The organism is Devosia sp. (genome assembly GCF_017307565.1).
Classification (GTDB): Bacteria; Pseudomonadota; Alphaproteobacteria; order Rhizobiales; family Devosiaceae; genus Devosia.
Genome location: NZ_JAFKHD010000236.1, coordinates 1 through 13,873, shown reverse-complemented (window position 1 = coordinate 13,873; position 13,873 = coordinate 1). Strand labels below are relative to the sequence as shown.

The 13,873-nt window shown below is 63.4% G+C and carries 10 protein-coding genes; 4 read left to right on the top strand and 6 right to left on the bottom strand.

Annotated elements, in window-relative coordinates:
• Nucleotides 1–102: 102 nt before the first annotated feature.
• The 5 genes from J0I64_RS07890 to J0I64_RS07870 all read right to left on the bottom strand — a co-directional run bounded on the left by J0I64_RS07890 (nt 103) and on the right by J0I64_RS07870 (nt 5,600).
• Nucleotides 103–1,077 (bottom strand): ABC transporter permease, encoded by a 975-nt coding sequence (locus J0I64_RS07890; protein WP_291407049.1) that lies wholly within the window; start codon nt 1,075–1,077, stop codon nt 103–105.
• Complete coding sequence (locus J0I64_RS07885) at nt 1,077–2,165, bottom strand: ABC transporter permease (protein ID WP_291407048.1); 1,089 nt, start codon at nt 2,163–2,165, stop codon at nt 1,077–1,079. Before J0I64_RS07885 ends, J0I64_RS07890 begins: the two co-directional genes overlap by 1 nt.
• The gene (locus J0I64_RS07880; RefSeq protein WP_291407047.1) at nt 2,165–3,748 is read right to left on the bottom strand and encodes an ABC transporter ATP-binding protein; all 1,584 of its coding nucleotides are present in this window, start codon (nt 3,746–3,748) and stop codon (nt 2,165–2,167) included. The genes J0I64_RS07885 and J0I64_RS07880 overlap by 1 nt, the downstream gene beginning before the upstream one ends.
• A 28-nt stretch (nt 3,749–3,776) precedes the next feature.
• Nucleotides 3,777–4,778, bottom strand: coding sequence for a BMP family ABC transporter substrate-binding protein (locus J0I64_RS07875; protein ID WP_291407046.1), 1,002 nt, complete (start codon nt 4,776–4,778; stop codon nt 3,777–3,779).
• 375 nt (nt 4,779–5,153) lie between these two features.
• Nucleotides 5,154–5,600 carry a CoxG family protein gene (locus J0I64_RS07870; protein ID WP_291407045.1) on the bottom strand — a complete coding sequence of 149 codons (447 nt, stop codon included), beginning with the start codon at nt 5,598–5,600 and terminating at the stop codon, nt 5,154–5,156.
• A gap of 271 nt (nt 5,601–5,871) precedes the next feature.
• Between J0I64_RS07870 and J0I64_RS07865 the strand changes: the two genes are divergently transcribed.
• Genes J0I64_RS07865 through J0I64_RS07855 form a run of 3 tightly spaced genes read left to right on the top strand, consistent with a single transcriptional unit; the run spans nt 5,872 to nt 9,547 of the window.
• The gene (locus J0I64_RS07865) at nt 5,872–7,014 is read left to right on the top strand and encodes a cell surface protein (protein ID WP_291407044.1); all 1,143 of its coding nucleotides are present in this window, start codon (nt 5,872–5,874) and stop codon (nt 7,012–7,014) included.
• 27 nt (nt 7,015–7,041) lie between these two features.
• Complete coding sequence (locus J0I64_RS07860; RefSeq protein ID WP_291407043.1) at nt 7,042–7,980, top strand: DUF6384 family protein; 939 nt, start codon at nt 7,042–7,044, stop codon at nt 7,978–7,980.
• Between the two features lie 4 nt (nt 7,981–7,984).
• On the top strand, nt 7,985–9,547 hold the full coding sequence (locus tag J0I64_RS07855; protein ID WP_291407042.1) for a hypothetical protein: 1,563 nt from the start codon (nt 7,985–7,987) through the stop codon (nt 9,545–9,547).
• An 80-nt stretch (nt 9,548–9,627) separates the two neighbouring features.
• Here the strand turns inward: J0I64_RS07855 and J0I64_RS07850 are convergent, their stop codons facing one another.
• Complete coding sequence (locus J0I64_RS07850; protein WP_291407041.1) at nt 9,628–13,188, bottom strand: peptidoglycan-binding protein; 3,561 nt, start codon at nt 13,186–13,188, stop codon at nt 9,628–9,630.
• 174 nt (nt 13,189–13,362) lie between these two features.
• Here J0I64_RS07850 and J0I64_RS07845 point away from each other — a divergent pair.
• Nucleotides 13,363–13,873: response regulator transcription factor (locus J0I64_RS07845; RefSeq protein ID WP_291407040.1), on the top strand; the 511-nt coding region annotated here is incomplete at its 3' end.

Genomic DNA, 13,873 nt, shown 5'->3' with positions numbered 1-13,873 from the left:
CACCCCGGCTAAGGCGGGGGTCCAACTTGAGATCTCAGGATGGGCCCCGGCCTTCGCCGGGGTGACATCCGAGATGGGGCAGTTTTAGCGCAATACGAAAGGCTAGCGCTCCTTGGTGTAGGGAATGCCCGAGGCCTTTGGCGCCACGGCGCGGCCGATAAAGCCGGCGAGGAGGATCACCGTGAGGACATAGGGCAGAGCCTGAATGGCCTGAACCGGGACTTCGCCGATGATGGGGAAGACCTGGCCCTGAATACGGAATTGCACCGCATCGAGGAAGCCGAACATCAGGCAGACCAGCAAAGCCGGGCCCGGACGCCACTTGGCAAAGATCAGCGCGGCAAGCGCGATATAGCCGCGGCCGGCGGACATGTTGTTGTTGAAACCGGCCGACTGGGCGATCGAGAGATAGGCGCCGCCGATGCCGACGAGAACGGCCGTGATGATGAGCGCCTGATAGCGCAGCAGCGTCACCGAAATGCCGGCAGTATCGATGGCCTTGGGGTTTTCACCAACGGCGCGGAGGCGCAGGCCGAAGCGGGTGCGGAACAGCACCCAGGCGGTCACCGGGACGGCGATGAAGGCGAAATAGGTGATGATGTTGTGGCCCGAGATCAGCTCCCAATAGATCTGGCCGAAGATCGGGACTTCGCGCAGCTCATTGGCAAAGGGCAGCGTGATCGGGTTGAAGCGCTGGTCGCCGGAAAGCTGAGGCGTGTAGCCACCGCGCTTGAACCAGGACTGGCCAAGGAAGGTCGTGAGACCCGCGGCAAGAAAGTTGAGCGCCACGCCGGAAATGGTCTGGTTGCCCTTGAAGTTGATCGAGGCAAGGCCGTGAATGCCCGAGAACATCAGCGCCGCGCCAATGCCAGCGAGAAGGCCGAGCCAGGCGGAGCCTGTGACAGCAGACATGGCGGCGGCGGCAAAAGCGCCTGCAAGCAGCTTGCCTTCAAGGCCGATGTCGACGATGCCGGCACGCTCGGAATAGAGCCCGGCGAGACAGGCGAGGATCAGCGGAACCGCGAGGCGAACCGTCGAGTCCAGGATGAGGGTGATATCGACGAGATAGCTTTCCATCACTTGGCTCCCGTCGTGCTGCTGGATGGCGTGAGCAATCGAGCCAGCGGCGCACGCAGCATGTCGCCCATGGCCCCGGTGAAGAGAATGACAAGCGCCTGAATGGTGACGATCATTTCACGGGTAATGCCGGGCATCTGGAAGGCCAGTTCCTGGCCGCCCTGGTAGAGAATACCGAAGAGCAGGGCCGAGAGGCCAACGCCGACGGGATGGCCACGGCCCATGAAGGCCACGGCGATACCGACAAAGCCAGCGCCGTTGACGAAATTGAGGATCAGGCGGCCCTGGACGCCGCCGACATTGTTGACCGCGACCATGGCGGCGAGCATGCCGGACATGGCCATGACGATCATGATCATCTTCTGGTTGGATATGCCAGCATAGTTGGCGGCGACCGGGTTTTTGCCGAGCGCACGGACAGAATAGCCGAACTTGGTGCGCCAGATCAGCCAGTAGATGAAGACCAGCGCGATAATGGCAAGGAAGAAGGTGAGATTGACCGGCGAGTTCTTGAAGAGCTCGATAAACGTACGCAGCTGCGGCACGCGGGTCATCGCATCAAGTGGGGCGCTCTCGTCGGAATTGACACCGGCCGGCTTCAACACGCGGCTGATGAGGAAGCCCATCATCGAGGTGGCGATGAAGTTGAACAGGATGGTGGTTATAACGACGTGGCTGCCGCGCTTGGCCTGAAGATAGCCGGGAATGAAGGCCCAGAGCGCGCCAAAGGCGGCGCCGCAGACGATCATCAGCGGGAAGACAATGGCCCAGTGCGTGCCATTGAGCGCGAGGCCGATGAGAATGACGCCGAGACCGGCGACATAGGCCTGGCCTTCGGGGCCGATATTGAAGAGGCCGGCGTGATAGGCCAGCGACACGGCGAGACCGGCAAAGATGAAGTCGGTCGTATAGTAGAGCGTGTAGCCAAAGCCCGAGCCATAGCCGAAGGCGCCATAGAGCATGATACCCACGGCCTGCAGCGGGTTCTGGCCGACGGCGAGAACGATGAGGCCGCCGACGAGGAAGGCCAGAACGACATTGAGGAGCGGCAGGAGGACGACGTCGGCCCAGCGCGGCAGTGCGGTCATCAGTTGGTTTCCTTGCCCGAAGAAGCGTGCGAGCCGGTCATCAGCAGACCAAGTTCAGTTTCGTCGGCCGTGGCCGGATCGGCCTCGCCGACAATGTGGCCATCAAAGATCACGAGGATGCGGTCGGCGAGCGAGCGGATTTCATCCAGTTCCACCGAGACGAGCAGAATGGCCTTGCCGGCATCGCGCATCTTGATGATCTGATTGTGGATGAACTCGATGGCGCCGATATCGACGCCGCGGGTCGGCTGACCGACGATGAGCACATCCGGGTTGCGCTCCATCTCGCGCGCCAGAACGATCTTCTGCTGATTGCCGCCGGAGAAATTGGCGGTTTTGAGATCGAGGTTCGGCGGGCGGATGTCGAATTTCTTGATGTAGTCTTCGGCTGTCGCACGGGCCTTGGCGATATCGAGGCCGGGGCCCGAGCCATAGGTGTGCTGGTAGCCGAGGATGGAATTTTCCCACTCGGAGAAGGTCGTCACAAGACCCATGCGCAGGCGATCTTCGGGCACGTGGGCGAGGCCGGCGGCACGGGCGCGGGCGGCGCCATCATCGCCTTCAAGGCTCAGCACTTCGCCATTGAGGCGAATGGTGCCCAGCAGTTGATCGCGCATGCCGGCGATGGATTCGAGGAGTTCGGACTGGCCATTGCCGGCCACGCCGGCAATGCCGACGATCTCGCCGGCACGGACCTGGAACGACACGCCTTTTACGCGCGGCACCTTGAAATCGTCAGTGACGACCAGATCCTGCACATCGAGCAACACCTTGCCGGGATTAGCGGGGCCCTTTTCGACGCGCAGGAGCACGCGGCGGCCGACCATCAGCTCGGCCAATTCGCCGGGAGAGGTTTCCTTGGTCGTCAGGGTTCTGACCATGGCGCCCTGGCGCATGACCGAGACTTCGTCGGTGATGGCCATGATTTCACGCAGCTTGTGCGTGATGAGGATGATGGTTTTACCTTCCTCGCGCAGTTTGCCGAGGATGCGGAACAGGTGATCGGCCTCGTCCGGGGTGAGAACGCCGGTGGGCTCGTCGAGAATGAGGGTTTCGGCGCCGCGATAGAGCGCTTTGAGAATTTCGACGCGCTGCTGCTGACCGACCGAAAGGTTCTCGATGATCGCGTCGGGGTCGACTTCGAGGCCGTAGTCGCGGGCCAGCGCCTTGAGCTGGGTGCGCGCCTTGGAGAGCGTCGGAGCGAGAAAGGCGGAATCCTCGGCGCCGAGCACGACGTTCTCGAGGACGGAGAAATTGTCGACCAGCATGAAGTGCTGGTGGACCATGCCGATGCCGAGCGCCAGGGCATGGCGGGAATCGGCGATAGTTGCGGGCGTGCCGTTGACGCGGATTTCGCCGCTGTCGGCGGTGTAGAAGCCGTAGAGGATCGACATCAGCGTCGATTTGCCGGCGCCGTTTTCGCCGACGATGCCATGCACCGTGCCGCGTTTGATCGCGAGGTGAATGTCACGATTGGCGTGGACCGGGCCGAAATGCTTGTTGATGCCGACAAGCTCGATAGCGAGCGGGGCAGCAGCGGCCCCTTCGGACCGCTGCGCATTTGTCGGGTGAAGACTTGTCATTGGCGAAGTCCTCCCCTTCTTCGTTCGTTTAGAGAGACGGGCACGCCTTGTCGGTGCGGAAATCGTGCACGGTCACAGCGCCCGAGATGATGTCAGCAGTGGCCTTCTCGACCGCAGCCTTCATGTCATCGGTGATGAGCGAAGCGTTGTTGTCATCGAAGGCAGCGCCGACGCCGTCTTCAGCAAGGCCCAGAACGATCACGCCCGGCTTCCAGGTGCCGTCTTCAACGCCCTTCATGGCGTTGTAGGTGGCGACGTCAACGCGCTTGACCATGGAGGTCAGGACCGAGCCGGGGTGCAGGTGGTTCTGGTTGCTATCGACGCCGATGCCGAACTTGCCAGCGTCGGCAGCAGCCTGGAGCACACCGGCGCCAGCGCCACCGGCAACCTGGAACACCACGTCCACGCCCTGGTCGAGCTGGGACTTGGCCACTTCAGTTGCCTTGCCGGGGTCATTGAAGGCTTCAAAGCCGGTGCCGACATAGGTTTCGAGAACCTGGATATCGGGCTTCACGGACTTGGCGCCCTGGGCGTAGCCGCAGGCGAAGGCTTCGAGCAGGTCGAAGTTGAAGGCCGGAACGACGCCGATCTTGCCCGATTCCGACTTCATGGCGGCAAGGATACCGACGAGGTAGGAGCCTTCCTGTTCCTTGAAGACGACCGACTGCACGTTGGGCAGGTCAACGACGGTGTCGATGATGGTGAACTTGGTATCGGGGAATTCCGGCGCCACGGTCTTCAGCGCGGTTTCCCAAGAGAAGCCCGGCATGACGATCGGATTGTTGCCGCGCGAAGCGAACTGGCGGATGGCCTGTTCGCGCATGGCGTCGCCCGAGATTTCCAGATCCTGGTAGGCGCCGCCTGCGGCCTTGAACATTTCAGCGCCGTTATAGGCAGCTTCGTTGAAGGACTTGTCGAACTTGCCGCCGCCGTCATAGACGAGAGCAGCGTCAGCGAAGGCGGCACCGGCCATCAGTGCGCTGAATGCAACGCCGCCAGCAACAGCCTTGGTAAGGGTCGAAAATTTCATTGATGAGTCTCCCTGTCTCGCAGCGGACTCAAGAAATGCACCCTCGTCCATCCGCATGCGCTGAAGGGCGATAAAATCGTGCAATCACGCCCTTCGCAAGGGGGACGATGTGAAATTTTTCCGGTTGGTCAAAAATTGGGGTTAATTTACTGCCCTGGGGTCTACCAGCGGGCAAGTATAGCCGAGAAGAGCGTGGCAAGGTCCACATCGGCATAGAGCACGGCAAGAATAGCGGCGGTGCTGTCTCGAGAAGAACTGGTCATTTCCAATTTGAGATAAATTGCAGGGAAGGCAATCTGTCTCTACACCCTGTCCGGCGGCGGGAATGTGGCCGGGGCAAGGCGCTTTGGGGAAGGGTTAAGAGCTGGTAAACGCTCAACTTTCCTCAGGCGGCAGCGGTTCGACCGCGATGCCCGCGGCGACCCCGAAACGCTCGAAAAAACCATCGATGATGCGCTGGGCGGAATTGCCGATCAGGGCCTTGCCCAATTTCATGATCTGGCCCGAGGCACCGCCATCGGCGATGAAGGTAAGGATGGTATCGGCACCGTCGTCGGCGAGGATGACATCGGCACTGCCTTCGGCAAGGCCAAGCACGCCGCCCTTGCCGCGACCGGAGAGCGTGTAGCTCTGGGCCGGGACGATATTGGAGAGCGCCAGTTCGCCCTTGAAGGTCGGGTGCATGACGCCGAGGTTGACCTTGATCTCGAGATCGAGCGTTTCGGGGCCGGACCATGCGATCTTGCTGCAGCCGGGAATGGCGGCGCGGAGCGTGTCGGGATCGTTGAGCGCGTCCCAGATACGGGCGCGCGGGGCGGTCATTTTATAGCGTCCACCGAACTCCATCAGGCCTGCCCTTCAGCGTCGCAAACCGAGGCGCCGGGACTGTCGCAAAGGCGGCACAATGGCCGGGCAAGACTGATCATATCCATGGTGGCGGACCCCACTCTTTACGTGCGGCTTTTTCGCACCAATATGGACTAAATAGTTGCTGGGATGGGGGGATGCAATTGTCAGAAGTGCCCCCACGCGCAATCTAGGGTGCAACAGGCACCCGCCCGGCCCGCGAGCCAAACTATGCCAGGGAGCAGACATGACCGACCAAGTGACCACCGCACCGCAGACGAGCACCCCGGCCATTGCCGAAAAGCCGTTGCAGTATCTGGACAAGGCGGTCAACGCCATCCGCGACCTCGGCATCTGGCCCGAGCAGCAGGGCGAGCAGCCGATCACGGGCTTGCTGAGCCAGATCACCGAACTCGACGAAACGCGCGTCATCGGCGAGCGCTACGAGGACATCACCAAGGGTTTTGACTCGATCCGCGACGACGCCAAGATGATGGTCGACCAGTTGCAGGACAACAAGATCGACCTGCTGGAACGCGTCTCGAACGTCTGGATGAAGGTCAGCCGTGGCGACATCGCCACCCGCTTCAACAAGATCCGCGACACCTATCTCGAGGTGACCAAGGACACCAAGGATCAGATCGATCGCGAACAGACGATCCTCGAAGCTTATCGCGATTTCCGCGGTGCGCTGAAGCAGGCCGAAGTGATGGCGCTCGAAGTGCTGCAGACGGCCGAAAAGCGCCTCGAGGAAAAGAAGAATATCCTGCAGAAGTCGGCCGATGAACTGGCCGCCTATGTCGGCGACGTGCCGGCTGATCGCGCCCGCCTTGAAATGGCGCGCGACGAAAAGCTGCGCGACATGCAGAACGAGGAAAAGCGCTACCAGATCGCCAAGGACCTCTCGGACAACCTGACCATTTCCTACAATACCTCGGAAGTGGTGATGGCGCGTCTGATGCAGACGACCAATGCCAAGGAACGCGTCTACCAGCAGTCGATCTCGTTCTTCTCGACCAACGAAACCGTTCTTACAGCCCTCTCTGCCTCGTTCACCGGCATGTTTGGTCTGCACGAATCGACCGCCACGCTCAATGCGATGAAGGAAGGCATGTCCAAGAGCTTGGAAACGCTCTCGGAGATCGGCGACAAGGTGCAGGAAGAGGCGGTCAAGGCCGGCTATGGCCCGACGGTGCGCGCAGATGCGGTCAAGAAGCTCGTCGATTCCGTGGTCAACTTCCAGGAAAAGAGCCGCACCATCATCAACGAGATGCGCGTCGCTTCGACCAAGAACTCGGCCGAAATCCGCGATGCGGTAGAGGATGGCAAGCGCCGCCTCGCCACGCTCGCTGCCGAGGGCAATGCGCTGCTGCTCGAGACCAAGAACTAAGCGGCCCGGCGGGAAGTAGACCTGAGGATGAGTGACGCGACAGCCAAACCGGCTGCCCCTCTCGATGAAGTCATGCTGGCCATGGATGTGGTGGATACGCTCCGCCACCGCCAGGATCTGGTGACGCGTGAACTCGACGGCACGGCGCGCGAAGCGCAGCTGATCGGGCGCTTGCGCGAAATCTACCGGCAACAGGGCATCGAGGTTCCCGATCATATCCTGAAGGAAGGCGTTTCGGCCCTGGCCGAAAGCCGCTTTGTCTATGACCCGCCGCCGCCCGGTCTCAATACGAGCCTTGCCCGGCTCTATGTGAGCCGCAAGAAGTGGGGCCGGCCGGTGCTTCTGGCACTCGGCGCGGTCCTGCTGCTCGGCATTGGCTACTTCGGCATCTACCGGCCCTTTGAGGAGCGCGAGGCGCATCGCAGCCAGGTGGAACTCTCCGAGGGTCTGCCGGCGCAGATGGATGCGCTCTATAAGACGATCTTCGAAGAAACCAAGGTGCAGCAGGCCGTGGTTGAGGCCGATGCGCTGATCAAACGCGGCAAGGCGTTTGCCGCCGAAGGCAACCGCCCGGGCGCGGAGCGAGCGGTGACGGACCTGACGGCGCTGCGCGACAAGCTGCGCCAGGAATATGTGGTGCGGGTGGTCAACCGTGCCGGCGTGCAGTCGGGCTTCTGGACTTTTCCAGAAATCAACACCGACGCCACCAATTACTATCTCGTGGTCGAGGCGATCGACCCGGACGGCAAGACGCTGAGCCTGCCTATCCTCAACGAGGAAACGGGCCAAACGGAAGTGGTGGCACAATGGGGCCAGCGCGTGCCTGAATCCGTCTACAATGCCGTGGCTGCCGACAAGCGCGACGACGGCATCATCCAGACCAATGAAGTGGGGATCAAATCCGACGGCTTCCTTGATGTGCAATACCAGATGCCGGTGCTGGACGGCGCGGTGACCCGGTGGTGATGGCATGAGCATAGGTGGACCCCAGGCCCTCGCAAGCCTTGAAGAGGCGATGCGCGACATCAGGCGCGAGGAAGACGAACTTTCCAGGCGCCTGGCGCGCTCGGCCGAAGTCGTCGCCAAGATCAAGGAAGGCGAAGCGGAGCTGTTTCGCCAGCTGGCACAGCTGCGCCTCGACCCCGCCATCCAGGCCGAGCTCGACGGGCGCATTTCCGCCGCAGAAATGCGGGCGCGCGAATCTCTGAAATCGCACGCCAAGGATGTCGACAAGGCACAGAAGGCGATCGACGATCTCGACGCAGCGCGCGTGTCGCTGGTGGAACGGCGGCGCAATGCCGTGGCCGATCTTGCCGAAAAGCAGAAAGGGCTCGATGCCCTCCTGCAGCAGGTGGCGAGCCAGCTCGACACCGACCCCGCCTATGCCCAGAAGCGCGCGGCCGCAAAGGATCTTGGCGAGGTTGCCGAGCAATCCATGGACAAGACCAAGCAGGCCGAGACCGACCGGGAAGAGAAGGGCAGGCCGTATCGCGACGACCCGCTCTTCATGTATCTCTGGGAAGCCGGCTATGGCACCAGCGCCTATCGCGCGAACAACCTCGTGCGCTATCTCGACGGACTGGTTGCGGGGCTAATCGCCTTTCAGAAGGCGCGGCCCAACTATGCCATGCTGACCGACATTCCGCTGCGTCTGCGCGAGCATGCCGAACGGCAGGAAGCCAACGCGCAGGCGGCCGAAGCCGAATTGACCACCCTCGCCAATCAGGCTGCGGACGCGGCTGGCGGCAAGCCGCTGCGCGAGGCCAAGACCAAGGCGGAAGCCGATGTGCAGGCGATTGACGCCGCCATCGTCGAGGCTGAGGACAAGCGCAACGATGCCGGCGAAGCGCTGCAGGCACTGACCGATGGCCGCGACCCGACGCTGGCTTCGGCTGCTGCCGCGCTCGCCGCAGCCCTGGGCCAGGAAGATATCAAGACGCTTCTGGCCGAAGCGCGGCGGACGCGCACTGGCCAGGACGACACCATTGTCGCCCAGATCGATGAATCGCGCACCCGCATGCGCGAGGAAGAAGAGGAAAGCCGGGACCTGCGCGAGCGCAGCAAGACCCTCGCCGCGCGGCGGCGGGAACTCGAAGACATCCAGTGGGAATTCAAGAAGCAGCGCTTTGACGACCCGCGCTCGACCTTCAAGGAAGACAAGCTGGTCGGAGACCTGCTCAACGATTTCCTGCGCGGCGGCATTTCGGCGGCAAGTTATTGGGACCAGTGGCGCAAGAGCCAGAACTGGGCGCCAGGCAACGAATGGGGCGCGGGCAATTCATCCTCGCGCCGCTCGAGCAATTCCACGCCATGGGGCGACCAGGGCGGCGGCGGCTTCAACTGGCCGGACAACAGCTTTGGCGGCTCATCTTCGAGCGGCCGCAAATCAAAACCGTCGAGCGGCGGCTTTGGTGGTGGCTGGGGCGGCGGGAGCGGGAGCGGGAGCAGCAGTGGCGGCGGCTTTTCGCGGCCACGCACCGGCAGCTCCGGCACGCGCAAGAATTCCGGCTTCAAGACCGGCGGCGGTTTTTAGGTTTTTGTAATCTGGCTGAGGGCTAACGCCCCTCCCTCGCCTCCCTTCGTGAGGGAGGATGGGAAGGGCGCGCCTGAAACTCAGACCGGCTGGCTGCCGAGCACGGCGAGCAGGCGCGGATTGATCTTGCCGCTTTCGCTCATGCCGGTACCGCGCTCAAAAGTGCGGATGGCTTCAGCGGTCTTGGGGCCGGCGACGCCATCGGGCGAGCCGACATCGAAACCGAGGCGGCCGAGGGCCTGCTGCACGCGCGCAACGACTTCCTTGTTGGCGATGGTTTCGCCGGGATCGAAATTGGCCGTCCAGGTGCCTATGGGTGCGAAATTGACATCGAGGGCGATAGGTTCGCTCACCCAGCGATCAACTTCGGCGCCGACGCGGCTGACGGCATCGGCCGTGAGCGACTTGGCGATATCGTCGCGCGCCTTTCCAGCGTCGGCATCGCCGCTGCGGGCGGCGAGCGAGAACCACTTGTAGGACTGCTCGAAATCCTGCTCGACCCCGAGACCGCGGGCATAAAGCATGCCGAGGTTGAACTGGCTGTCGGTCATGCCGCGGGCGGCGGCCTTGGTGAACCACTCGGCGGCGGGCTCGAACTGCTGCTCGCCCAGCTGACCGCTGGCATAGAGCGCGGCAAGGTTGTGCATGGCCATGCGGTTGCCGGCTTCGGCGGCGCGCTGGTACCAGAGGCGGGCCATTTCGAGGTCTTTTTCAACCCCCGTGCCGACTTCGTAGAGATTGCCGAGGCGGTATTGTGCCGGCACAAAACCGTGAGCGGCGGAGCGCTCATACCACTTGGCGGCTTCCGCCGGATTGTTCTCGACGGCGCGGCCTTCGGAGTAGATGGCGGCGATTTCGAACTGAGCCTTGGCATCGCCACCGGCGGCTGCCTGGCGCAGGGGCAGCGGACCGACGGCATCGGGCGGCAGCTCGAACTGTTCAGGCGCGGCGGCGATGGCGCCGGTCGCGAGCGTTGTATCTTCGGTGATGATGGCAGGAACGGCGGCGGCCGGGGTTTTGGCGCCTTCGGCAAAGAGCGCCGGGGGGATCGGCGCTTCACCGGCGCGGGCGAAGGTCATGTGCTCGCCCGAATTGATCGAACCCACGGAGGTCGCATCGATCATGTCGATGACGCGCGGGGCGACCAGCTCGGACACCTGTGCGGCCGGGACCGGATCGACCGGAATGGAGCCGGGCAGCGTTTCGGTTGACGAGGTCTGCGGCGCGGCATCGGCAGGCGCCGAGCGCATGCGCTGCATGACGAGGTTGAGCGTCAGCATGGAGACGGCCACAACAGCGGCGGCAAGCAGCAGCGTGCGGCGGTTGCGCACGAGGAAATTGGGCCGTGCTTCTTCGATCTCGTCGCTGGCTGCCATGGCGGAAGCGACCGGCGCTTCCGGGGCTGGTTGCTTGCGGCGCTTCTTTTCGGCCTTGGGCTCGGGAACAGGCGCAGGTGCGGCGGCGACTTCTTCTTCTGTCACCTCGGGCTTGTTCGGGCGGACACGGGCCAAGGCGCGGCTGATCAGCGAGCCGGCGGTGGCGCCGGAATCCGTGACCTGCTGCTCCTGACGGGCGCGCTGGGCGCGGCGGGCGGCAGCAACGAAGGTGCTGGTATTGGAAACCGGGGCTTCGACCGCGGGCACGGTGGCTTCGGCGCGGGCGGGCGGGGCAAAGCTTTCGCGCTCGGCGGCAAAGCTCGATTGCGGGCGCGGCGGACGCTCGACCTTTTCCGGATCGAAACCGGTCTGAGCCTTGGCGACACGCGGCTGCTCGGGCTGCGGCGTGGGGCGTGAAGCCGGCGTTGGCGCGGCGGCGCGGGGCTGGGGCACATCGGCGAAGCCGCGATCGATCAGCGGCGCCTCGTCGGCCGGATTGGCCGGCATGGCGTCATCGCGCTTCTTGCCGTTGAGGCTCGAGAGGATCGAGTCGAGGCGCTCGGTGCTCGGCCCGTCGAGGGCGGCGTCAAATTCGGAGGCGCGCGCTTCCGGCTGGCGGGGAGCGGGGACCGGTTCGGGCTTAGCGGGCGCGGCGAAGGCCTGGGGCTGGGCGGCAACAGCCTGTGGCAGCGCCGCGACTGGGGACTGCGCTGAGTTACGCTGGGCGAGGGCGGCTTCGAGGCGGGCGAGGCGCTCGGCGGTGTCCTTGCCGGCCGTGTTGAAGACGGCGGTCATGCGCTTTTCGAGCGCTTCGAACCCTTCAGGGTTAAAGGCGGGGGCGGGCACGCCGGACTTGGCAAAGGCCTCGGAGGTCTTTTCTGCGACGAGGCTCGCAATGGTCTCGGCGTCGGCGCCCTTGCTGACGGAGCGGACAAGGCTCGAAATCCGGTCCTCGATGGTCTTGAGGCTTTCCGGACCGAACATGGCGACGGGCGCGGGAGCCTTGCGGCTCACGGCATCGCTGGTGCGTTCGGCAACGAGATTGGCGAGGGATTCGAAATCGGGCTTGTCGCCGGCCTCGTGGTAGAGCCGGGCAAGGCCATCGAGCTGTGCGCCGGCTTCATCCATGCGCGTCATCAGGTGCTTGAGCTGGCCTTCGACGGCTGTGGTATCGACCGGAACGACCTTGCTCGACAGCGCCTCGATCTGGCTTTCGAGACGCACGAAGCGAGGCTCCATGCTCTTGAGCACAGACTGCTGGAGGGCGGCAATATCGTCCTTGAGGGCGAGAACGTCGTCGCTGCTGCCATCGACCGAATGCAGGCGCTGGGCCAGCGCATCGACGCGGGAGGCGAGCAGTTCGGGATTGCCGGCGGTGTCGCGCAGGGCCCGGGTCACTTCGGCCATTTCGCTCGTGAGGCGTTCGAAATCGCCGGCTGAAATGCTCATGTTCCGCTCGATGGCGTCGATGCGGTCATAGACGCTGCGGACATTGGCTTCGATCGAGACCATGGCGGGCTCGAGCTGGTCCTTGGGCGCGAATTCGGCACGCTCCTCGCGGATGATCTCGCGCTCCATCTGCTGAGCCTGCAACTCGGCGAGCTTGGCGACAGTGGCCGACACATCATCGAGGCGGGCGTTGACGGCAGAGAGATCGACCTTGGGCGCCTGCTGCATCATGGATGCGAGAGAGGCGATCTGGGTTTCGAGCCGCTTGACCTGGCCGGTTTCGCCAACAGCGCCGGCGAGCAGTTCGACGACCTGGGTCAGCTGTTCGACCTGGGAAGCGACTTCGCGCACGTCGGACGCGCTGTCGCGAGCACCGCGAAGCTGGCCTTCGAGACGGCCGAGCCGATCACCGATGCCCGAAACGAGATGGGAGAGTTCGCGGAACTCGGGCATGTCGGAGGGGCGGCGATCGATGGCCGAAATGGTGGAGGCGCCCTGGCGACTGCGGATCTCGGCGATGGCGGCGTTGAGATCGTCGCTGTCATCGTGGGTCGAGAAGCGATCGACAGCGCGCTTGACGCTGCGCAGCGCTTCGCGGCGGCGATTGTCTGCTTCGGGTGCATTGACCTGATCGCGCAGGTGGCGGACGCGGTGCGAGAGGCCGCTGACGCCCCCTGCCCCGGCAGCCGGTGCGCCAAATCGGCTTTCTACCTGATCGAGAAGCGCCACCAATTCGCCGCGCAGGGCTTGCCAATCCCCGGCGCCGGGGTCGAAAGCGGTGTCTGCGTAGTCCGATTGCGGAAAGGCGCGGGCCATGGTCAGTCCCTGTCAAAGCGAACGCGTGCCAAGCCGAAGCAGCACGAAGGTCTAACGGTCACTTTTGGGAAAACATGGTAAAGAAGCCGTTAAGGATTGCTGCAATATGCAAATGCCACGGGCACAAAAGGATGATTTTCTGCCCCTTCCATCGACTCGGAGTGCCAAAAGCCCATGACTCGCCGCCGCATCATCATCGTCGATGACCACCCACTATTCCGGGCGGCACTGCGCCAGACACTGGCCGGAGGCGATGCCACGGTGAGCGTGGAAGAAGCCGGCGATCTCGCCAACCTCAGCAAGTCGCTCGACGCCGATCGCGATTGCGACCTCGTGCTGCTCGATCTCAATATGCCGGGCGTGCGCGGCTTTTCGGGGCTGCTGCTGGTGCGGGCGCAATATCCCGAAATTCCGGTGATGATCATTTCGGCCGTGGAAGACGCGACCGTGGTGCGGCGCGCCTTCGAACTCGGGGCTTCGGGGTATCTCCATAAATCCGAGGGGCCGACCGAAATCCGCCGCGCCATAGAGACGGTGCTGGCCGGTGAGGTTTTTGTGCCCAAGGGCACGACGATCACCGGGGACGACGAGCAATCGGCGCTGATGAAGCGGCTGTCAACGCTGACGCCGCAGCAGGTGCGCGTCTTGATGATGCTCAGCGATGGCCTCATGAACAAGCAGATCG